Here is a 20331-nt window from a genome sequence, read left to right on the forward strand (position 1 = left end):
GCTATTGGAGAAAATGCTGTACACGGTTCTGACAGTGATGAGAATGCTGCTATTGAGTCAGCTTTCCATTTTGCAGGAAGAGAGCAGTTCTAATATTCAATCAGAATAAAAAATAAAAATCCCGATGCAGTACATCGGGATTTTTTTGCAAAAAAAACAAACTAAAAACTATCCCTATTTAAACTGGGCAGTTTCAGTAGAATCTTTCATAGCTACCGTGGATGCAAGTCCGGCAGTAACCGCATTCTGTACTTCGTCAAAATAAGTTGTTCCAACGAATGACTGATGCTTAATTGCTTTAAAACCTTCTGCCTGAAGCAAGAATTCTTTTTCCTGCAATTCAGAATAACCGGCCATTCCTTTGCGTTTGTATGCCAAAGCCAATTCGAACATCGAAGTATTCAAAGCATGAAAACCAGCCAAAGTGATGAATTGGAATTTATAACCCATTGCAGCCAGTTCCTCTCTGAATGTTTCCATTTCCTGAACAGATAATTTTGCTGCCCAGTTGAAAGAAGGCGAACAATTATAAGCCAGCAATGTATCAGGATATTGAGCATGGATTGCTTCAGCAAATTGTCGTGCTTGTTTTAAATCAGGTGTGGAAGTTTCCATCCAGACCAAATCAGCGTAAGGAGCATAAGACAATCCTCTATCAATACCTTGCTCAATACCGCAGTTCACATAAAAAAATCCTTCTGACGTTTTTTCTCCCGTTATAAATTTTCTGTCACGCTCATCTACATCACTTGTAATTAAATTTGCAGCATCCGCATCGGTTCTTGCTACAATTAAAGTAGGCACATTCATTACGTCAGCGGCTAAACGAGCAGCTATTAATTTATTTATAGCTTCCTGTGTTGGAACCAAAACTTTCCCTCCCAAATGACCGCATTTTTTTGCTGAAGATAATTGATCTTCAAAATGAACTCCGGCCGCTCCTGCTTCGATCATGCTTTTCATTAATTCGAAAGCATTCAAATTTCCGCCAAAACCAGCTTCGGCATCAGCAACAATAGGAACCAGGTAATCTTTTTTATTTTCAACTTTATTTACATTCTGAATCTGATCAGCACGAAGTAAAGCGTTATTTATTCTTTTTACAACTTGCGGAACACTGTTCACTGGATAAAGCGATTGATCCGGATACATTTCGCCTGCCACATTTGCGTCTGCAGCAACTTGCCATCCGCTTAGATAAATAGCTTCCAGCCCAGCCTCAACTTCCTGAATAGCCTGATTTCCTGTTAGCGCACCTAATCCCGCAACCCAATCCTGAGTGTGCAATTTTTTCCATAAAATTTCAGCTCCTCTTCTGGCAATTGAATGTTCAATCTGATAAGAGCCTTGCAAAGTCACTACTTTTTCTGCAGTGTACGGTCTTTCAATTCCTTTCCACCTTGGATTAGTTGTCCAATCTGTGATTAATTCTTGAATTCTTTCTTCCGTTTTCATAAATTTGTGTTGAATTTGATAGTTATTTAATTAATTATTGATTTTAAACTGTTGAATGTTCCCGCATTCAGCAGTTTTTTATATGTATTTATAAGCTTCAAGTGTTAGAAATTCATCTAATTCCTCATTGAAAATCATTCCTGAAAATAATTGAGTTGCCAATTCAAATTTCCCTGATTCGAATCTGTTTGTTCCCACATATTCTTTAATCTTAACCAACTCATCTTTGATTAATGTTTCGTAAAAAGGCTTTGTGCATTGTTTCTCGTCTTCCAAAATCACTCCTTTTTTCAGCCACAACCACAATTGAGCTCTGGAAATTTCAGCTGTTGCAGCATCTTCCATCAAATTGTAAATGGCAGCAGCGCCTATTCCCATTAGCCATGATTCTATATATAAAATACCTACATTGATATTTTTTCTGATACCGTTTTCTGTAACATTTCCTTTAGGAAGTTCCAATAATTGCTCTTCGGTTATATTTAGTTCGTTTCTTTTAATATGAATCTGATTTTTTGTCATCATATTTTCATTAAAAACCTTCATCGCCAACGGAACCAATCCAGGATGTGCTACCCATGTACCATCATGCCCGTTTTTAACTTCTCGTTCTTTATCCGCTTTTACTTTTTCAAGAGCGGCCTGATTGGCCAAATCATCATTTTTGATTGGAATTTGAGCAGCCATTCCTCCTATTGCCAAAATATTTCTTTTGTGGCAAACTTGGATAACCCTTAGCGAGTAAGCGCTCATAAACGGGCTGGTCATTGTAACCTGATCTCTATCAGGAACCATAAAACCGGAATGATTTTTTAATTTTTTGATGTATGAAAATATATAATCCCAGCGACCACAGTTTAAGCCTGCAATGTGATTTTTAAGTTCGAAAATGATTTCATCTAATTGAAAACTCGCAGTAATTGTTTCAATCAAAACAGTCGCTTTAATTGTTCCTTGCGGAATTTTAAAATAATCCTGAGAAAATTCAAAAACATCATTCCACCATCTGGCTTCAAGGTAATGTTCCAATTTAGGCAAATAGAAATAAGTACTTTTATTCTGATTGAGAAGCGCTGTGATATTGTGATAGAAAAACAATCCGAAGTCAACTAACGAAGCAGAAAAATTTTCGTTTCCAACCATCAAGTTTCTCTCTTCCAGATGCAATCCTCTTGGTCTTACCAGAAGTGTCGCGACAGTCTCATTCAATTGGTATTTTTTCCCGTTTTGTTCCAAAGAAATAGTCCCATTTACTGCATCTTTTAAATTCTGCTGGCCTTCAATTAAGTTATTCCATGTTGGCGAACAGCTGTCTTCAAAATCTGCCATAAACGTTTTTGCTCCCGAATTCAACGCATTAATGACCATTTTCCTGTCTACAGGACCCGTAATCTCCACTCTCCTGTCTACAAGAGCTTCAGGAATTGGTGCTGCAGTCCAATTTGAATTTCGAATTTCAGCTGTTTCTTTTGGAAATCCAGGCAATACTCCTTTATCGAATTCCGCCTGCAATTCGCTTCTTTTTTTTAGCAGCTCGTTTCTTTTATGGTTGAAATTTGAATGTAATTCCTGAAGAAATTCCAAAGCTTCCGGAGTTACTATTTTTCCAATATCAACTTTATTCTGAAACTGAACAGCCTTTTTTTCTATTGTTTCCATACGATTTGTTTTTGATGAGACAATATTATAAAAAATAAAAACACAAAACAAGCGAACGTTCGCTAAATATTTAAAATATTTTTATAACGAACAGTTTTAAATTTTTATATTATATTTGTGTCATTGAAAAACCCACTGTTTAAAATGGATTCAGAAGAATAATCAATTTCATCAAACAAAAGAAATACCCTCAAAATGATAGAAGAAGAATACATCAGATTGATTTTTGGTTTAAAATTGAAACAAATCAGAGCCGAAAAAAATCTTTCTTTGTTTGGATTAGCCAAAATAACCGGTCTTTCCAAATCGTATCTGAATGAAATCGAAAAAGGAAAAAAATATCCAAAACGAGACAAAATCATCCTACTTGCCGAAGCACTCGATGCAACTTATGATCAGATGGTTTCGCTTAAATTAGATAAAAACCTCGCTCCCATAGGAGAAATTCTTCAATCAAGAATTTTGAAAGAGATTCCACTGGAAATTTTCGGAATAAAAGAAAGCAACCTGATTGACATTATCGCCGAAGCACCGCTTAAAGTAAATGCATTCATCAGTACGCTATTTGAAATTGCCAAACATTATAATTTAACCAGAGAAAGCTTTTTCTTAGCTGCTTTACGATCCTATCAGGAAGCGCATAATAACTATTTTGAAGACTTGGAACTTCAGGTAGAGAAATTCGCAAAAGCCTATTCAATAGATTTATCTAAAAAACTGAAGGTGGAAGATTTAGAGGAAATTCTGATTGAAGAATATGGCTACACCATCAATAACGAAGAGCTGACGACTCATAAAGAACTTATTTATCTTCGATCTGTTTTTGTACAGAAATCGAAAACGTTGTTAATTTCCAAAGATGCTGACACTTCTCAACGAATGTTTATTTATGCCAAAGAAATCGCTTATAATTATCTGGAAATCACGGACAGGTTATACACCTTTTCATGGATTAAGTTTGAGAGCTTTGATCAGGTTTTAAATAACTTTTTTGCTTCTTATTTTGCCGGAGCATTGTTGATTCCACGAAAAGAGTTAGTAAAAGAACTGAAATCCATTTTTGAGAAGAAATCCTTCGAAACCCAAAGTTTTAAAGCGCTAATTGCTAAATTCACTGATTCACCAGAAACTTTTTACCAACGCCTCACCAACATTTTACCGAAAGATTTCAATTTGAAAAACATTTTCTTTTTGAGATTTAATTACAAACCGGAACGAAATGATTTCCAACTGACAAAAGAATTGCATATCACCAACTTGCTTGAACCTCACGGAAATGAAAACAACGAGCATTATTGCAGAAGATGGATTTCGATAAAAACCTTAAAGGAAATCCCGGCATCAAAAGAAAACCATTTATTTGAATCCCAAATCTCCAGTTACAATCATACGGATAATGAATATTTTGTAATTTCATCAGCGACAAAAGATCCTTTCAGAAGCGGTTATTACAGAAGCATTGCTTTAGGCATCATGATTTCTCCTCATTCGCAGGGAAAAATACAATTCCTGAATAATCCTGAAATAAAGAAACGAAGAGTTGGTGTGACTTGCGAATCATGTGCTATGGCTGATTGTGCAGAACGCGTTGTTCCTCCTAAAAAATTGGAAAGAAAATTACGCAATGAAGCAACTGATAAAGTAGTTCAGTCGCTAATGGAAAAATACGGTTAGACTACCTCAAGACAACTTCTTTGACGATTTCTTTTCCAAGTTCTTCGTTAATCATTTTGATAATTTTATCTTTTCCATAGCTCAATTCTTCACGTAAAACCGCTGAAGTTAATTCAACATAAAGTGTACTTCCTTTCAGAAGTACATCTCTGGTGTAATTGTTAACTCCATTTCCCATTAAATTTTTCCATGCATCAGCGACTGAAATCTGGTTTAATCCCTTTTCCAGCCTATTTGCTTTGATAATTTCGTTAAGAATATCGCCAATAGCACTTTCGTTATTTATACGCTTCGCCATTATTCAGATTTTACATCCACTTTTTTATAAATAAACCTGATCTGATCTTTAGAAACCAACACCATTTCATCTTTTGAAACAGATTCCAGGTTTTCGCTGTGCTTCCCGTATTTTGAAGAAAAATCAAGCATTACTTCTTCATTTACAATAGTAATTTTTACATTTTCCTGCAAATCATTAACGAGAAAAGTGCCGTCAGGTTGCCACGTTACTTTTTTATGAAATCCGCTATTATTCTTAATTTCAAAAAAATCATACACTTCGTTAATAGGATATTCTTTTTTATTTCCATCAAGATCAGTCACTTTACTGATTTGCCAATAACCATTAATAAAACCTATCTGTGAAAGATCTGCTTTTTGGGAACAACTCACAAACACCATCGTGAACAGGACTAGTAGTATGCTTTTTTTCATTTTGTAAAAATAAGGATAATCCGTTAAACCTTTTTGAAATAATGTTGTCTAAATTTAGAATATAATCTTTTCCTATGAAACCTATTTTATTAGCTGCTCTGAGCCTGACCCTGTTTGTGAACTGCAGTTCGAGCGAATCTTCTTCAACCGAAACTCCGACCGAAACAATGTACTTTCCTTCAATAGGAAGCACAACATGGGAAACTAAAAGCATAGAATCTTTGCAATGGAATCCTTCGGCACAACAACCCCTTTTGGATTATTTAGAATTAAAACATACCAAATCATTCCTGTTATTAGTGAATGGCCGAATTGTAATGGAAAATTATTTCAATGGTCATACATCAACTTCCAATTGGTATTGGGCAAGTGCCGGGAAAACCTTAACTGCAACAACAACTGGAATTGCCCAGCAAGAAGGTTTTTTAAACATTGACAATAAAGTTTCAGATTATTTAAACACGGGATGGACCAGTGCGCCTCTAGCAAAAGAAAATCTGATTACCTGCAAAAATTTGCTTTCTATGAATTCAGGTCTTAATGATGCTTTAGGGGATGATGTTTCACCGGCAAACCTTCAATATACAGCCGATGCAGGAACCCGATGGGCTTATCATAATGTCTATGTAAAATTACAGGATGTTATTGCGGCTGCTACAGGGCAAAGCTTTTCGGCTTATTTTAATACTAAATTAAGAGATAAAATTGGGATGAATGGGCTTTGGATTCCTAATGGAGATTTAAGTGTTTATTGGAGCGATACCCGAAGTATGGCTCGTTTTGGCTTACTGATGCTCAACAAAGGAAAATGGCAGAACAGTCAGATTTTAAATGAGAATTACTTTACCGAAGCGACTAACACTTCTCAAGCTATCAATCAGTCGTATGGCTATTTATGGTGGCTGAACGGGAAATCGAGTTACCATTTACCACAAAGTCAGTTTCAGTTTAACGGAAGTATTATACCTGCAGGTCCAAATGATATGTTTATGGCATTGGGGAAAAATGATCAAAAAATCTATGTCATTCCAAGCAAAAAAATGGTTGTCATTAGGATGGGTGATGCTGCAGATGCTTCCAATCTTGCTCTTTCAGATTTTGACGATGTTTTATGGCAAAAAATAAATGCACTGTATCAATAATAATAGAGTGCATGTATCTTGTTTATGATTTAATCCATTGAATTACGGATTCGTCAATCGGTAAAGTGGCCGGAGGTATTATTTTTGCCAGACGGCCATCTTCATCCAATAAATATTTCTGAAAATTCCATTCTACTTCACTGTCTGCAAATCCATTGTTTGATTTTTGCGTTAAAAACCGATACAAGGAATGAATATCGTCGCCTTTAACTGAAATTTTACCCATCATAGGAAAAGTTACCCCATAATTCCTGGTACAGAAGGCAGCAATCTCCTTATTCTCTCCAGGTTCCTGCGCTCCAAAATTATTGGCTGGGAAACCTACAATGATAAAATTATCGTCTTTAAATTCATTATACAGCTCTTCCAATTGCTCGTATTGTGGCGTCAATCCGCATTCGGATGCTGTATTTACCACCATTAGTTTTTTCCCTTTTAATTCGGAGAAATCAAATTTTCCTCCTGAAATATCTTCAACTATAAATTGATGTATTGATTGTGGTTTCATGATTTTTATTTTTATAAAATTAATCAAAACAAATAAAACAACTCATAATGATCACTTCTTTTTAATAATTCTTTAATAAAAAAAAGGGACAACGATGTTGTCCCTTTTAATGTGCTTTTTTAACTTCTTATTTGATCCAATCCATGATTGTTTCGTCAATAGGAACAACCTGAGGAGCAATAATTTTGTCAAGGTGACCATTTTCATTAATCAAGTATTTTTGAAAATTCCATTTTACAGTATTATCCTCAAGACCATTTTTAGATTTTTGAGTTAAGAACTGGTACAAAGGATCCATATCGGCTCCTTTAACAGAAACTTTTCCCATCATTGGAAATGACACTCCGTAATTTTTTTTACAGAAAGTAGAAATTTCTGCATTAGTTCCAGGCTCTTGATCTTCAAAACTGTTTGAAGGAAAACCAACAACAACAAAATTATCAGCTTTAAACTCATCATATAATGCTTGCAATTGCTCATACTGTGGTGTTAATCCACATTTTGAAGCTGTATTGACAATCATTACTTTTTTCCCTTTCAAAGAAGCAAAATCAAATTCTTTTCCTTCAATGTCTGTGACCTTAAATTGATAAATTGTCTCCCCTTCCATATTTTCCTGTATGTCGGCCATATGTGAAGTTCGGTTTTTAATGTTATCCTCTTGGTTTTTACAGCTGAATGTAGCAACCCCCATTAACATAATAAGTAAAATTTTTCTCATAATCATTAAGTTTTATCGATTTGTCTGCGCCGAATGTAAACAATTATTGAAAATATAACAAAAATAATTAGTACTATAATGTATATTTTAACATTTTGCTTTTCCCCTGTAGCATAAGAGTGTAGCCCGCTCAGGTGAAAATTGACTCCAAAATAGGTCATTAAGATCGATGCAAATGCTAATACACTCATAAAGTTGTAAGTAAACTTCCCTCTTAAAGCAGGTACAAATCGCATATGAATTACGAAAGCATAGACCATAATACTAATGAATGCCCAGGTTTCCTTAGGGTCCCAGCCCCAATACCTACCCCAGCTTTCATTTGCCCATTGACCACCTAGAAAATTCCCTATGGTTAACATGACTAAACCAACCGTTAGGGCCATTTCATTAATGTAAGTAATTTCCTTGATGTTTAAATCCATTATTTTTTTATTGGCTTTTGTGGTAAAAAGCATCAGGAACATTGCTACTAATCCTAAAATCGCTGCTAAGGCAAAAGGACCGTAACTGGCTACAATAACAGCAACGTGAATCATAAGCCAATAAGAATCAAGCACAGGCTGTAAATTAGCAATAGCCGGATCCAACCAATTCCAGTGGGCAATCATTAAAATCATGGAGGCTACAAAAGCTGTTGAGGCTACTGTTAGCTGTGATTTTCTTCCAAAAACCAATCCAAAAAGCATGATAGACCAACCTACGTAAATCATTGATTCATAAGCATTACTCCAAGGAGCGTGACCGGAAATATACCATCTGGCAATCAAGCCTAAAGAATGTAAGATAAATAGCAATCCAATAATTACATGAAAAGTTTTTACCGTATAAATAACCCATTTCTTTTTGCTGAAAATATTAACGATTACAAATACAAACATCAAAACCCCAGCATACATATACCATGAAAAGAGCTTTTTGAAAACGTCGTATTTGTTGTATAAAATCTCGGAATCTATTTTCTCCTTGGATGGCATTACCTTGTAGCCATACTTTCTCTGGTATTTATCCAAACCAATAAGTAAGCTGTTAGCCAGTTTGTAATCTTTGGTAACGGCTGCTTTATCAAGCGAATTTAGATAAAAAGGCAAAATGTTTTTAATCGTATCCAAAGCACTATTCGTAGGATGATTTACTTCAAGATAGGAAACCCATTTGTTGTTTTTATCATAAGGCTTTGGAAAAACTTTCAATATTTGCCCGCTCAACGCCGAATATAATAGGTTTACTCTTTTATCGGCTTCAATGAAATCTTTTTGAAACTGGTTTGGCACCGCTTCTTTATAGGCTTCATCCAATTGTTTTGATAATTTATAATTCCCTCTTTCGTCAAAAAAGTCAATTAGGGATGCACGTTTTATATCAGAAGCAATACCGATTAATTTACGGATGCTGTCATTGCCTGATTTTAGGTAAATTAGTGGCACTTCATACCAAACCTGCGGAAATTGTGTCATCGAAATAAAAGCCTGATCCGGATTCATATTCTTATAGGTATCGCTTTTGCTCACTTTTCGTAATAATTCGGATGCAAAAGTGTTTACAGGCTTCATACGACCTCCTTCATCCTGAATAACCAAACGTCCAAATTGGGCTGCATGGTCTTCGCTTACCAAGTATTTTGTTAGCAATGAATCGACTTGTTTTTCGGTTGGCTTATTTCGCATATGGTCTTGCTTGTGACTTTGTGAAAAGCCGGCAATAGAGAAGAAAAACAATAAAGCAGTAATTATTTTTGATTTTTTAACTCTTACCTTATCTAGTTTTTTCTTCAAATCAGCAAAACGGGAATGTTTGGTAAACAAAATAGCGAGCATACCAAAATACAATAAGAAATATCCAATATAAGTGATCCAAGTTCCCCAGAAATCATGATTGACAGACAGTTTAGTTCCTTTTTCATCTTCATCGAATCCGGCCTGAAAAAATCGATATCCTTGGTAATCCAATACGTTATTCATAAATATCCTGGCATCAAAAGGTTTGGTGTCTTCAACAGTTACCTGACTTTCAAAAGCAGAATAGCTTTTTTCCGTACCCGGGTATTTTGAAGCAATAAATTTATTCAATTTAATTTTGAAAGGCAGTTCATATACCTTGCTTCCGTAAAAAACAGTATATTCCAAATCGCCTTGCTTAAACACATAAGGTTCTCCCATTTTTCCTTTGGAACCAATTAAAGTGAGCGTTTTTTCTTTCCCTTGATTGGAAATTTTCAAAACAAGTGCATCATCCGTTTTTTTGTCTTTATAATCATTATTCGATACAAATGACTTACTTCCTTTCATCGCTAATTCAGGAAAAACAAACTGGGTTCCGCCTAAATTATACAATGAACGCATCATTAAAGGTTCTGTTTTATCCTTGTTTACTTTGCCCTGCAGTTTGTCAGCCATTCGCATAAAGTTCCCGTCAAATGGCGTCTGAATCGTGTAAACATCATTTTTTACGGCAATATTAATTGCTCCTGCCGTAAATTTATTCAGAGCAAAAAGAACATTATGAATGCTTTGTATTTCTCCTTCTTTTAAATAGTGCTCATGACGAGTTCCGCCACCAGCTTCCACCAATTTAAGGTACAAAACCCCTTTATCATCTTTTTTGATAGTTTCTGTAGCACCCATGATAAAATCCTCATAGGTTACTTCAAACGGGATTTCGTCAAAATTATCCGAAATACTAAAATTATTATTAACCGCTGGAGAAAACAATACTGCTTTTTCAATCGTTTTACGCTTTAATTCTCCTTTATATTGGCCATCGATCAAAACTGTTAAGAATGTTTTATCTGAAAAAACCTGATTTTCAGTAGCGCCTTCGCGGATGGGCATCATTCCTTCATAACTGATGTAACGGGTCACAAAAGCACCCAATAATATTAGGATAAAAGCCAAATGCAACGTTAAAGTCGCCCATTTTTCTTTTTTATAAAGCTGGTATCTCTTGATGTTTCCCAAGAAATTAATCATGAAAAATACCATAATAGCTTCAAACCACCAGGAATTATAAACAATAATACGAGCAGTATCTGTATTGTAAGAGTCTTCAATAAATGTTCCTGCTGCCATTGCACCGGCAAAAGCAATAAACAGAAAAGCCATTAAACGTGTCGAAAACAGGAATGAGAATATTTTTTTATCCATGGTGTGGGAATTTCGTTTTTTTGGTCGTACAAAAGTAATTTAAAAATGTTTACTTTATAAATTCATCCCCGGTTTTAAGAATTAATTAAGGAAATCCATTCTAAACGGAAAATTTTATAAATTTGGGAAAACAAACTATATTATGGCTACAGTTAATGCTTATCTGACTTTTAACGGAAACTGCGAAGAAGCGTTTCTTTTTTACAAATCTGTTTTTGGCGGCGAATTTCCATATATCGGAAAATTCAAAGACATGCCTCAAACAGAAGTAGGACATTGCCCACCGGAAGATGGGGAAAAAATCATGCACGTTTCACTGCCAATAAGCAAGGAAACAACATTAATGGGAAGCGACAGCTCGGAATCTTTTGGTCAAGCCACTGTAATGGGGAATAATATTTCTCTTTCTATAAACACTGAATCTGAAGAAGAAGCTACAAAACTTTTCAATGCACTTTCAGCGGGAGGAACAGTCAAAATGCCATTGGATAAAACTTTTTGGGGAGCGTTTTTCGGAATGTTTACCGATAAATTCGGTATTCACTGGATGGTAAATTACGATTACAATCAGCAGAAATAATCCTCACATAAAGCAATAAAAAAAGCGAAACCCTTTTGAGTTTCGCTTTTTTTATTCTATCTAAACAGAAATTAGCTTCTTTCAAATAATTTTTTAACATCTTCCATAGTTAAGAATCCTGAAATTCCTGTAGATGCAGTAACTTTATTTGTTGTCATAAACTGAACACCTGATTTAGTTCCGGTTTTTGAATAATGCAACCAAACATAATCGTTAGGCAATTCTAATTTAATATCATACATCGGCGACGCATTAAATCCGTTCATGATGATTTTGAAAAAGTTTTCGTAATCGTTTTCTACATTCTTGAAAGTAAAGTTTCTTATTGAAGTATCTTCTACGTTTTCAACGTTTTTATAGAAAAAAGTATACTGTGATCCTTCTTTTTGCACATAAACATCATTTATGCCTACTCTACCTAATCTCTCTAAAGGTGTAGTTTCTAATACTTTAATTTGTCCGAAAGACAATACGCTTAACAATAAAAGCGCCGCTGTGAATAATTTTTTCATCTTATTATTTTTATAGTAATTGGTTGTGGCAAATATATAATTTTACTTGAATAAAAAAATTAATTTATTGTAAACTGAGTAATTAATTCTCTTTTCCCTGATTTTCAGCTTGCTCTTTTTCACCTCCGTTTTCGGGAAACCTTTATCGGTACTACCTAACGCTTTATTAGTTCTTTGAACCCTAAATACAATCTTCTTTATTTTTGCCAAAACAACATAAACAAATCATATACAGCAAGTTACCTTAAAATCATTCTTTTCAATTCCTAATTCATAATGCATAATACATTTCAGCTACTGGAAAATTTACTATTTTAGCCAAATGATTTCAGTTGTACTAATAGGCTCAGGAAATGTGGCCAACCATTTAATTTCGGCTTTCGCCAAAAGCGATTCTGTAGATGTTATTCAGGTTTTTGCCCGAAATCCGGAAACGGTTTCCCAGCATATTGACACGGCTAAAATCATCAGCTCTTACTCCGAAATTGCAGTTGCTGATTTGTATATCGTCTCCGTTTCGGATAATGCTGTCACCGAAGTTTCCCAAAATCTGCCTTTTAGTAACAAACTTGTGGTTCATACTTCGGGAACTGTTGCCATGACCGATTTAAATTCTGAAAACCGAAGGGGTGTTTTTTATCCGCTGCAAACATTTTCAAAATCAAAAGAAGTTGACTTTAAAGGAATTCCTTTTTGTCTGGAAACTGAAGATGAATCGGATTATAAGCTTCTGGAAAAGGTAGCTAAATCAATTTCGGATAAAGTTTTCAATATTCATTCTGAACAAAGAAAAGCATTGCATGTGGCGGCCGTTTTTGTCAATAATTTTGTCAATCATCTGTACCAGATTGGCGATACAATTTGCATCGAAAACAATATACCATTCGAAATTTTGTATCCATTAATCCGGGAAACAGCCGCTAAAATCAATTCGCTTTCACCAAAAGAAGCTCAAACAGGCCCTGCAGTCCGAAACGATACTCAAACCATAAATACACATTTATCGTTTCTATCTGATTCAACTCAAAAAGAAATTTATAAAATATTAACCAAATCAATTATCGATAATGGCAAAAAGCTATAAAGAAATCATGAACGGCATCACTACTTTTATTTTTGATGTTGATGGTGTTTTAACAGATGGAACCGTTCACGTTTCCCAAACAGGTGAAATGCTTCGCGAAATGAATATTCGTGATGGATTTGCAATGAAAGCTGCAGTAGAAAGCGGTTATCACGTCTGTATAATTTCCGGCGGAAGCAACGAAGGTGTCCGTATTCGATTAAGAAATCTAGGCATTACAGACATCCATTTAGCCACTCCAAATAAAGTAGAAACATTCAAAGAATACATCGAATTATACAATATCAAGCCTGGAGAAGTTTTGTATATGGGAGATGACATTCCGGATTACCACGTAATGCAATTAGTCGGTTTGCCAACTTGCCCACAAGACGCCAGTCCTGAAATTAAAGCTATTTCCAATTATATTTCACATAAAAACGGAGGGAAAGGCGCTGTACGTGATGTTATTGAACAAGTAATGAAAGTACAGGAAAAATGGCACTTGTACTATAATGGAAATTTTGACTAATTACTTTTTTCCAAAAAAACAATTCAAAGATTAAACGATTAAATAGAAAATGAAATACCTCAATCTGATACGTTACAAAAATTTACTGATGATTGCTTTAATGCAATTGATTATACTTTATGGCTTTTTAAAACTCCAAGATATTGGTTTAGCATTGACTATTTGGCAATATATTTTATTAGTTGTATCCACAGTTTGTATTGCGGCTGGCGGTTATATTATCAATGATATTTTTGATCAAAACACAGACAACATTAATAAACCAAATGATGTTATTGTGGGCAAATCAGTTTCCGAAGGAAGAGCTTACAACATTTATGTAGGTTTCACTTTAGTGGGAGTTTGCATTGGATTCTATTTATCGAATCTCGTTTTAAGACCCAATTTTTTACTCTTTTTTATACTTCCAGCGGCTCTATTATATGTTTACGCCACAAGTTTAAAACAAATGATGGTTATAGGCAACATAATTGTATCTGTAATGCTTTCTTTTAGTATTCTAATCATTGCCATTTTTATGATTTTGCCAGCGATTGACGAAGTAAACAAACCTCAAATGCAAACCGTTATTTCGGTTTTATCTGATTTTGCTATCATTGCATTCATCCTCAATTTTATCCGTGAAATCGTAAAAGATCTAGAAGACGTAAAAGGCGATTACAATCAAGGAATGCAGACATTACCTATTGTTTTTGGCATCTCGAGAACAACGAAATTGGTATTTGGATTGAGTTTTATTCCTGTTATTTGTATTTTATATTATATATACAATTATATCTTTCATTTAACCTATGCCACGATTTATCTCTTAGGATTTATTATTGGTCCACTACTCTATTTTACCATTAAAATTTGGTCGGCTAAATCGAAAATCGACTTCCATCATTTAAGCAACGTCTTGAAATTGGTTGTTTTTTTCGGAATTATCTCCATAGCTGTAATTGGATTAAATATGAAATATTATGCTGCATAAGAAATTCGAAAACATAAAGATCATTTTAGCTTCCGGGTCTCCAAGGAGGCAACAGTTTTTTAAAGATTTGGATTTGAATTTTGAAATCCGACTGAAAGAAATAGAAGAAATTTTCCCGGAAACATTGCAATCATTAGAAATCACCGATTATCTGGCTGTTTTAAAAGCCAATGCGTTTGAAGGCGAATTGCTTGAAAACGAATTACTGGTAACAAGTGATACTTTGGTATGGCTCAACGAAAAAGCCTTAGGCAAGCCAAAAGGGCATCAGGAAGCCTTTGAAATGCTTCAGGATTTATCGGATAAAACACATGAAGTGATTACATCCGTTTGCTTTAAAACCAAAGACAAAATTGAAATTGTTAATGAAATTACCAAAGTAACTTTTAATCATTTATCAGATGAAGCTATCGCTTACTATCTTGACAATTACAAACCTTTCGACAAAGCCGGAAGCTATGGAATTCAGGAGTGGATTGGCTTGGTTGGCATTTCAAAAATAGAAGGTTCTTATACTAATGTTGTAGGATTGCCTACCGAAAAAGTATATCAGTATTTACTGAATTTTACCCTTTAATAATTCAGATTATTCATTTTTGGCACAGTTATTGGATACTATTAAACAAATAAAATCGTTATAATAAAACCCATAACTAAAACCTAAGATTATGAAAAATTTAAAATTAATTATTGGAGCATTCATATTGTTTTTTACATTACAATCAAACGCACAAGTATCCGTAAATGTAAACATTGGTTCACGTCCTGAATGGTGTGGGCACTATGAAGACGATGTTGAATATTTTTATCTTCCGGAAATTGAAGCTTATTACGATGTAAATACGGCGGTATTCATCTATTTAGGTCCAAGAGGTTGGGTTCGTTCTGCTTATTTGCCTAATTACTGCCATGATTACGATTTAGATCATGGATATAAAGTAGCTATTGATTACCACGGACATTCTCCTTATGCTTATCACAAGCACCATAAAGTGAAATATTTCCGTAACAATTACAGAAACTACCGTCAGGAGTACTATGGTCCTGGACATCACAGAAGAAGTAATTATGCAGTAGCTGCTCCAAGACACAGAGAACACGATAACGATCACAATCATGGAAATCATCACGGTGGTCATGGAAACGGACACGGAAACGGACACGGAAACGGACACAGAAGAGGATAATTTACCCCCTTAGAACAAGAAAAACAGAGGACTTAAAGTTCTCTGTTTTTTTATATAGAATAGCCAATAGTTTTATTTTATCTTTGTAAAAAAATCAAATTTAGCTTTGAGATATTTTATCGAATTTGCATACAACGGAACAAATTATCATGGTTGGCAATACCAGCCTAACGCTTCTTCGGTTCAGGAAACTTTAAACAAGGTTTTCTCGACACTTTTGCAAGAAGAAATTGATATTATGGGAGCTGGCAGAACCGATGCCGGTGTACATGCAAAACAAATGTTTGGTCATTTTGATTCTGAAAAAAAAATTGACACTCCGCTATTTATTCACAAAGCCAATTCGTTTTTACCAAAAGACATTGTGATTTATGATATTATGCTGGTTCACGATGAAGCTCATGCGCGTTTTGATGCCTCATCAAGAACATATCATTATCATATTTCAACCTATAAAAACGTGTTTAATAAAGAACTGGCATGGCAATTTGGTCAAAATCTAGACATGGAAGCCATGAATGAAGCCGCAAAATTACTGTTGGATTATACCGATTTTAAGTGCTTCTCCAAATCAAACACAGATGTAAACACCTACAACTGCAAAGTTACTGAAGCATTTTGGACTGCAAAAAAGGAGGAACTTGTTTTTACCATTTCAGCTGACCGTTTTTTAAGGAATATGGTTCGAGCCATCGTAGGAACTTTGATAAATATAGGTTTACACAAAATAACAATTCAGGATTTTATCCAAATTATTGAAGACCGAAGTAGAGAAAATGCCGGGTTTTCAGTGCCGGCTCACGGCTTATATCTCACACAAATTTCTTATCCGTACCTGAACAAGCATGAAAGCATTTGATACTAAACTTTTTAAAAGAATTTTAGAATACACCAAGCCTTATAAAAGGAGATATTACAGCGTAATTGTTTGGGCTGTTTTACTGTCTTTATTTGCAGCTTTGCGCCCGTATTTGCTTAAAGAAATCATAGATGGTTATGTAATTAAAAAGAATTATAGCGGATTCATCTTAATGGTTTGTTTAATGGGTATCACTTTGATTCTTGAAGTCTTAGCTCAATTTTATTTTACCTATTGGACAAACTGGCTCGGACAGGATATCATTAAAGACATTCGGATTAAGCTTTTCAAACACATGACAAATTTCAAAATGAGTTATTTTGATCATGAGCCTGTGGGCAAATTAGTAACCCGTTCTGTTTCTGATATTGAATCGATTGCCAGGATATTCAGCCAGGGATTATTTATGATTATCAGTGACATTCTTAAAATGCTGGTAATTCTGATTTTCATGTTTTTCATCAATTGGAAATTATCGTTTACCGTTATGGTTTCCATGCCTATCTTAATTTATGTTACGCGCGTTTTTCAGAAAAAAATGCAAGTCGCATTTGAAGAAGTCCGAAATCAAATTGCCAACATGAATACTTTTGTTCAGGAAAGAGTAACCGGAATGAAAATCGTACAGTTATTTATAAGGGAAGATATTGAACTTGCAAAATTTAAAGAGATTAATGACAAACACCGAAAAGCCTGGGTAAAAAATGTTTGGTACAACTCTATTTTTTTCCCGATTGCTGATATCATTTCATCATTAACATTAAGTTTTATTGTCTATTTCGGCGCCAAACTATTATTAGCTAAAGATACCGGAACAGAATTTGGAGATTTATTGGCTTTTAATATGTATATCGCCATTTTCTTTACGCCACTGCGTCAAATAGCAGATAAGTTCAACGAGATGCAAATGGGAATGATTGCTGCCAATCGTGTTTTTGAAGTTTTAGATACGCAAAGTCACATTCAGGATAAGGGAACTCAAAAAGCGCCTAATTTTAAAGGAAAAATTACTTTTGATAACGTTGTTTTTGGCTACAACCCGGATGAAGATGTCTTAAAAGGGATCAATCTCTCTGCAAATGAAGGAGAAATGGTCGCTATTGTTGGTGCAACGGGAGCAGGAAAATCAACAATTATTAATTTACTCAACCGTTTTTACGAAATAAAATCAGGTACTATTTCTATCGATGGCACTGATATCAGAAGTTATACTTTGGAAAGTTTACGTACACAAATTGCTGTTGTTTTACAGGACGTTTTCCTTTTTGCTGACACAATTTATAATAATATCACGCTTAATAATCCACATATTTCCAAAGAAGAAGTTATTGTTGCTGCCAAAGAAATTGGAGCCCATGATTTTATTATGAGTTTACCCGAAGGCTATGATTATAATGTAAAAGAACGAGGAAACATGTTGTCTTCCGGCCAACGCCAACTGATTGCTTTTTTACGTGCTTATGTAAGTCGTCCAAGTATTTTGATTTTGGATGAAGCCACATCTTCTATCGATGCACATTTAGAAGAATTAATTCAAAAAGCAACGGATACCATAACAAAAAACAGAACATCTATCGTTATTGCTCATCGATTGGCAACTGTAATTAATGCCGATAAAATTATTGTTTTAGACAAAGGATTGGTTGTTGAAGAAGGTACCCACAACCAGCTATTACAAAAAGAAAACGGTTATTACAGAAAGCTTTACGATTCGCAATTTGTAAATCACAAAGAAGAAATCTAAACTATACAAAAATGCAGAAATTTTCAATTGAATTAGTCGTAAGAGACTACGAACTGGATGTACAGGGAATTGTTAACAATTCGGTTTACCAAAATTACCTCGAACATGCCCGCCATGAGTTTTTACACTATCATGGTATTGATTTTGTGGAATTTTCCCAAAACAATATTATGCTGTTAGTGAAAAACATTGAAATGAATTTTAAAAACTCCTTGGTCAGCCGCGATAAATTCAAAATTGAAGTCCATGCTGAAAAAGAAGGCAATTTAAAAGTCGTTTTTCATCAAAACATTATCAAACTTGCTGATGACAAACTCATTTTATCTGCCAAAGTAACTGGAGTAGCCATTAAAAACGGAAGGCCTGTCGCTCCGGATACCATTCCTCAAATAGAAAGTTTTATAAGCACTAGTTCAGGAAATTAAAAACGAGTCGCCCCAAACAATGTCACACACTCTACGGCTTCTTTCACGTCGTGAACCCGAAGAATATTAGCTCCTTTTGTGAGTGCAATCGTATTTAAAACCGAAGTGCCGTTTAAGGCATTTTCAGCCGTTGTCTCAAGCGTTTTGTAAATCATTGATTTGCGGGAAATTCCGGCTAAAACAGGCAATTCCAAAAACTGAAATAATTCTAGTTTATGCAAAAGTTCAAAATTTTGGGTTACTGTTTTTGCAAATCCAAAGCCCGGATCAATAATTAGATCGTTAATCCCCAATTGTCTCGCTTGAAATACTTTTTCTGAAAAATAAAATACTATTTCTTTGACCAAATCATTATAATCTGTAAGCTGCTGCATGGTTTGAGGAGTTCCTCTCATATGCATCATAATGTATGGCACTTGCATTTTAACAATGGTTTCAAACATTTTTGCATCTAAACTTCCGGCAGAAATATCATTAATCATTGCGGATCCGTGTTCAATGCAAACTTCTGCCACTTTGCTGTTAAATGTGTCGATAGAAAGCAATGCTTGAGGGAAATTTTTCAAGATTAAATCAATCACGGGAACAATTCGATTCAATTCTTCTTCAACCGAAACAACTGCTGCACTTGGTTTACTGGATTGTCCTCCGATATCAATAAAAAAAGCACCTTCATTCAGCATTTTCTCTGCTTGTGTCAAAATACCTTTATCTGAAATATATTTTCCTCCATCATAAAAAGAATCGGGAGTTACATTCAGGATCCCCATTACTTTTGGAGTAGATAAATCGATAAGTTGTCCTTTGCAGTTGATGGTCATTTTTATCTTTTTTTTAAATAAATTGTAAACAAAAAAGGCTATTTTTGAACAAATTTGATACAAATATAAATTAATAATGAGTAATACGGCACAACAATATGATGCTATAATTTCTATCTGCCGGAACTTATACAGCAACAAAATGAAAGATTACGGAAGTGCCTGGCGTATTTTAAGGTTGCCATCACTTACAGATCAGATATTTATCAAAGCCCAACGCATTCGCAGTTTACAGGAAAATGAAGTCAGAAAAGTAAATGAAGACGAAACTTCAGAATTTATTGGGATTATTAACTATTCCGTTATGGCACTGATTCAGTTGGAAAAAGGTGTTGCTGACCAACCTGACCTCGATGTCACTGAAGCCGTACAATTGTATGACGAAAAAATCAAACTCACCAAAGATTTAATGGAAAATAAAAATCACGATTACGGTGAAGCGTGGCGTGATATGCGTGTGAGTTCATTAACGGATTTAATTTTACAGAAAATCCTCAGGGTAAAACAAATTGAAGATAACAAAGGAAAAACATTAGTTTCGGAAGGTATTGATGCTAATTACCAAGACATGATCAACTATGCTGTTTTTGCCTTAATTTTAATGGATTTTAAAAAATAA

General features: G+C 34.7%; 21 protein-coding genes and 1 pseudogene. 13 read left to right on the forward strand and 9 right to left on the reverse strand.

Annotation, left to right across the window (positions count from 1 at the left end):
* Nucleotides 1-93, forward strand: a pseudogene (locus tag ACRDEC_RS13530) (nucleoside-diphosphate kinase); the annotation flags it as partial.
* An 81-nt stretch (nucleotides 94-174) separates the two neighbouring features.
* Here ACRDEC_RS13530 and aceA read toward each other — a convergent pair.
* Together aceA and aceB are read right to left on the reverse strand one after the other, a co-directional pair.
* On the reverse strand, nucleotides 175-1455 hold the full coding sequence (gene aceA / locus ACRDEC_RS13535) for an isocitrate lyase (RefSeq protein WP_431498892.1): 1281 nt from the start codon (nucleotides 1453-1455) through the stop codon (nucleotides 175-177).
* 78 nt (nucleotides 1456-1533) lie between these two features.
* Nucleotides 1534-3114, reverse strand: coding sequence for a malate synthase A (aceB, locus tag ACRDEC_RS13540; protein WP_431498893.1), 1581 nt, complete (start codon nucleotides 3112-3114; stop codon nucleotides 1534-1536).
* A gap of 195 nt (nucleotides 3115-3309) precedes the next feature.
* Between aceB and ACRDEC_RS13545 the strand changes: the two genes are divergently transcribed.
* Nucleotides 3310-4788: a helix-turn-helix domain-containing protein gene (locus ACRDEC_RS13545; RefSeq protein WP_431498894.1), complete on the forward strand. Its 1479-nt coding sequence runs from the start codon at nucleotides 3310-3312 to the stop codon at nucleotides 4786-4788.
* 1 nt (nucleotide 4789) lies between these two features.
* Here ACRDEC_RS13545 and ACRDEC_RS13550 read toward each other — a convergent pair whose 3' ends face one another.
* Together ACRDEC_RS13550 and ACRDEC_RS13555 are read right to left on the reverse strand one after the other, a co-directional pair.
* A complete protein-coding gene (locus tag ACRDEC_RS13550; RefSeq protein ID WP_431498895.1) occupies nucleotides 4790-5086 on the reverse strand; it encodes a DUF721 domain-containing protein in 297 nt (98 codons plus the stop codon).
* Nucleotides 5086-5502 carry a lipocalin family protein gene (locus tag ACRDEC_RS13555; protein ID WP_431498896.1) on the reverse strand — a complete coding sequence of 139 codons (417 nt, stop codon included), beginning with the start codon at nucleotides 5500-5502 and terminating at the stop codon, nucleotides 5086-5088. Before ACRDEC_RS13555 ends, ACRDEC_RS13550 begins: the two co-directional genes overlap by 1 nt.
* 74 nt (nucleotides 5503-5576) lie before the next feature.
* On the opposite strand from ACRDEC_RS13555, the gene ACRDEC_RS13560 reads away from it, so the two are divergent.
* A complete protein-coding gene (locus ACRDEC_RS13560; protein ID WP_431498897.1) occupies nucleotides 5577-6644 on the forward strand; it encodes a serine hydrolase domain-containing protein in 1068 nt (355 codons plus the stop codon).
* A gap of 22 nt (nucleotides 6645-6666) precedes the next feature.
* Here ACRDEC_RS13560 and ACRDEC_RS13565 read toward each other — a convergent pair whose 3' ends face one another.
* From ACRDEC_RS13565 to ccsA, 3 genes are all read right to left on the reverse strand, one after another.
* Complete coding sequence (locus ACRDEC_RS13565) at nucleotides 6667-7152, reverse strand: glutathione peroxidase (protein ID WP_431498898.1); 486 nt, start codon at nucleotides 7150-7152, stop codon at nucleotides 6667-6669.
* Nucleotides 7153-7279: 127 nt separating this feature from the next.
* Complete coding sequence (locus ACRDEC_RS13570) at nucleotides 7280-7873, reverse strand: glutathione peroxidase (RefSeq protein ID WP_431498899.1); 594 nt, start codon at nucleotides 7871-7873, stop codon at nucleotides 7280-7282.
* Between the two features lie 5 nt (nucleotides 7874-7878).
* Complete coding sequence (gene ccsA, locus ACRDEC_RS13575; RefSeq protein ID WP_431498900.1) at nucleotides 7879-11016, reverse strand: cytochrome c biogenesis protein CcsA; 3138 nt, start codon at nucleotides 11014-11016, stop codon at nucleotides 7879-7881.
* A gap of 142 nt (nucleotides 11017-11158) precedes the next feature.
* Between ccsA and ACRDEC_RS13580 the strand changes: the two genes are divergently transcribed.
* Nucleotides 11159-11596 carry a VOC family protein gene (locus tag ACRDEC_RS13580; protein ID WP_431498901.1) on the forward strand — a complete coding sequence of 146 codons (438 nt, stop codon included), beginning with the start codon at nucleotides 11159-11161 and terminating at the stop codon, nucleotides 11594-11596.
* A gap of 71 nt (nucleotides 11597-11667) precedes the next feature.
* Here ACRDEC_RS13580 and ACRDEC_RS13585 read toward each other — a convergent pair whose 3' ends face one another.
* Entirely contained in the window at nucleotides 11668-12108 is a 441-nt protein-coding gene (locus ACRDEC_RS13585; protein ID WP_431498902.1) for a hypothetical protein, read from the reverse strand.
* A 322-nt stretch (nucleotides 12109-12430) separates the two neighbouring features.
* On the opposite strand from ACRDEC_RS13585, the gene ACRDEC_RS13590 reads away from it, so the two are divergent.
* The 8 genes from ACRDEC_RS13590 (at nucleotide 12431) to ACRDEC_RS13625 (ending at nucleotide 18891) form a co-directional block, all read left to right on the forward strand.
* Complete coding sequence (locus ACRDEC_RS13590) at nucleotides 12431-13192, forward strand: Rossmann-like and DUF2520 domain-containing protein (RefSeq protein WP_431498903.1); 762 nt, start codon at nucleotides 12431-12433, stop codon at nucleotides 13190-13192.
* Nucleotides 13176-13703 (forward strand): KdsC family phosphatase, encoded by a 528-nt coding sequence (locus ACRDEC_RS13595; RefSeq protein ID WP_431498904.1) that lies wholly within the window; start codon nucleotides 13176-13178, stop codon nucleotides 13701-13703. Before ACRDEC_RS13590 ends, ACRDEC_RS13595 begins: the two co-directional genes overlap by 17 nt.
* Nucleotides 13704-13752: 49 nt before the next feature.
* Entirely contained in the window at nucleotides 13753-14676 is a 924-nt protein-coding gene (locus tag ACRDEC_RS13600; RefSeq protein ID WP_431498905.1) for a geranylgeranylglycerol-phosphate geranylgeranyltransferase, read from the forward strand.
* Entirely contained in the window at nucleotides 14666-15253 is a 588-nt protein-coding gene (locus tag ACRDEC_RS13605) for a Maf-like protein (RefSeq protein WP_431498906.1), read from the forward strand. The genes ACRDEC_RS13600 and ACRDEC_RS13605 overlap by 11 nt, the downstream gene beginning before the upstream one ends.
* A 91-nt stretch (nucleotides 15254-15344) precedes the next feature.
* A complete protein-coding gene (locus ACRDEC_RS13610; RefSeq protein ID WP_431498907.1) occupies nucleotides 15345-15863 on the forward strand; it encodes a hypothetical protein in 519 nt (172 codons plus the stop codon).
* A gap of 106 nt (nucleotides 15864-15969) precedes the next feature.
* Complete coding sequence (gene truA, locus ACRDEC_RS13615; protein WP_431498908.1) at nucleotides 15970-16722, forward strand: tRNA pseudouridine(38-40) synthase TruA; 753 nt, start codon at nucleotides 15970-15972, stop codon at nucleotides 16720-16722.
* A complete protein-coding gene (locus ACRDEC_RS13620) occupies nucleotides 16709-18466 on the forward strand; it encodes an ABC transporter ATP-binding protein (RefSeq protein WP_431498909.1) in 1758 nt (585 codons plus the stop codon). Before truA ends, ACRDEC_RS13620 begins: the two co-directional genes overlap by 14 nt.
* Nucleotides 18467-18477: 11 nt before the next feature.
* A complete protein-coding gene (locus tag ACRDEC_RS13625) occupies nucleotides 18478-18891 on the forward strand; it encodes an acyl-CoA thioesterase (protein ID WP_431498910.1) in 414 nt (137 codons plus the stop codon).
* Here ACRDEC_RS13625 and folP read toward each other — a convergent pair.
* Nucleotides 18888-19712 (reverse strand): dihydropteroate synthase, encoded by an 825-nt coding sequence (gene folP, locus ACRDEC_RS13630; RefSeq protein WP_431498911.1) that lies wholly within the window; start codon nucleotides 19710-19712, stop codon nucleotides 18888-18890. The genes ACRDEC_RS13625 and folP overlap by 4 nt on opposite strands.
* A 76-nt stretch (nucleotides 19713-19788) precedes the next feature.
* Here folP and ACRDEC_RS13635 point away from each other — a divergent pair, with 76 nt between their 5' ends.
* Entirely contained in the window at nucleotides 19789-20331 is a 543-nt protein-coding gene (locus tag ACRDEC_RS13635; RefSeq protein ID WP_431498912.1) for a DUF1599 domain-containing protein, read from the forward strand.

The organism is Flavobacterium sp. (assembly GCF_050696275.1).
In the GTDB taxonomy this organism is placed as follows: Bacteria; Bacteroidota; Bacteroidia; order Flavobacteriales; family Flavobacteriaceae; genus Flavobacterium.

Bases quoted from the DNA above. Each gene is read 5' to 3' on its own strand.
- aceA (WP_431498892.1), bottom strand. From the start codon at position 1,455: ATGAAAACGGAAGAAAGAATTCAAGAATTAATCACAGATTGGACAACT.
- aceB (WP_431498893.1), bottom strand. From the start codon at position 3,114: ATGGAAACAATAGAAAAAAAGGCTGTTCAGTTTCAGAATAAAGTTGAT.
- ACRDEC_RS13545 (WP_431498894.1), top strand. From the start codon at position 3,310: ATGATAGAAGAAGAATACATCAGATTGATTTTTGGTTTAAAATTGAAA.
- ACRDEC_RS13550 (WP_431498895.1), bottom strand. From the start codon at position 5,086: ATGGCGAAGCGTATAAATAACGAAAGTGCTATTGGCGATATTCTTAAC.
- ACRDEC_RS13555 (WP_431498896.1), bottom strand. From the start codon at position 5,502: ATGAAAAAAAGCATACTACTAGTCCTGTTCACGATGGTGTTTGTGAGT.
- ACRDEC_RS13560 (WP_431498897.1), top strand. From the start codon at position 5,577: ATGAAACCTATTTTATTAGCTGCTCTGAGCCTGACCCTGTTTGTGAAC.
- ACRDEC_RS13565 (WP_431498898.1), bottom strand. From the start codon at position 7,152: ATGAAACCACAATCAATACATCAATTTATAGTTGAAGATATTTCAGGA.
- ACRDEC_RS13570 (WP_431498899.1), bottom strand. From the start codon at position 7,873: ATGAGAAAAATTTTACTTATTATGTTAATGGGGGTTGCTACATTCAGC.
- ccsA (WP_431498900.1), bottom strand. From the start codon at position 11,016: ATGGATAAAAAAATATTCTCATTCCTGTTTTCGACACGTTTAATGGCT.
- ACRDEC_RS13580 (WP_431498901.1), top strand. From the start codon at position 11,159: ATGGCTACAGTTAATGCTTATCTGACTTTTAACGGAAACTGCGAAGAA.
- ACRDEC_RS13585 (WP_431498902.1), bottom strand. From the start codon at position 12,108: ATGAAAAAATTATTCACAGCGGCGCTTTTATTGTTAAGCGTATTGTCT.
- ACRDEC_RS13590 (WP_431498903.1), top strand. From the start codon at position 12,431: ATGATTTCAGTTGTACTAATAGGCTCAGGAAATGTGGCCAACCATTTA.
- ACRDEC_RS13595 (WP_431498904.1), top strand. From the start codon at position 13,176: ATGGCAAAAAGCTATAAAGAAATCATGAACGGCATCACTACTTTTATT.
- ACRDEC_RS13600 (WP_431498905.1), top strand. From the start codon at position 13,753: ATGAAATACCTCAATCTGATACGTTACAAAAATTTACTGATGATTGCT.
- ACRDEC_RS13605 (WP_431498906.1), top strand. From the start codon at position 14,666: ATGCTGCATAAGAAATTCGAAAACATAAAGATCATTTTAGCTTCCGGG.
- ACRDEC_RS13610 (WP_431498907.1), top strand. From the start codon at position 15,345: ATGAAAAATTTAAAATTAATTATTGGAGCATTCATATTGTTTTTTACA.
- ACRDEC_RS13620 (WP_431498909.1), top strand. From the start codon at position 16,709: ATGAAAGCATTTGATACTAAACTTTTTAAAAGAATTTTAGAATACACC.
- ACRDEC_RS13625 (WP_431498910.1), top strand. From the start codon at position 18,478: ATGCAGAAATTTTCAATTGAATTAGTCGTAAGAGACTACGAACTGGAT.
- folP (WP_431498911.1), bottom strand. From the start codon at position 19,712: ATGACCATCAACTGCAAAGGACAACTTATCGATTTATCTACTCCAAAA.
- ACRDEC_RS13635 (WP_431498912.1), top strand. From the start codon at position 19,789: ATGAGTAATACGGCACAACAATATGATGCTATAATTTCTATCTGCCGG.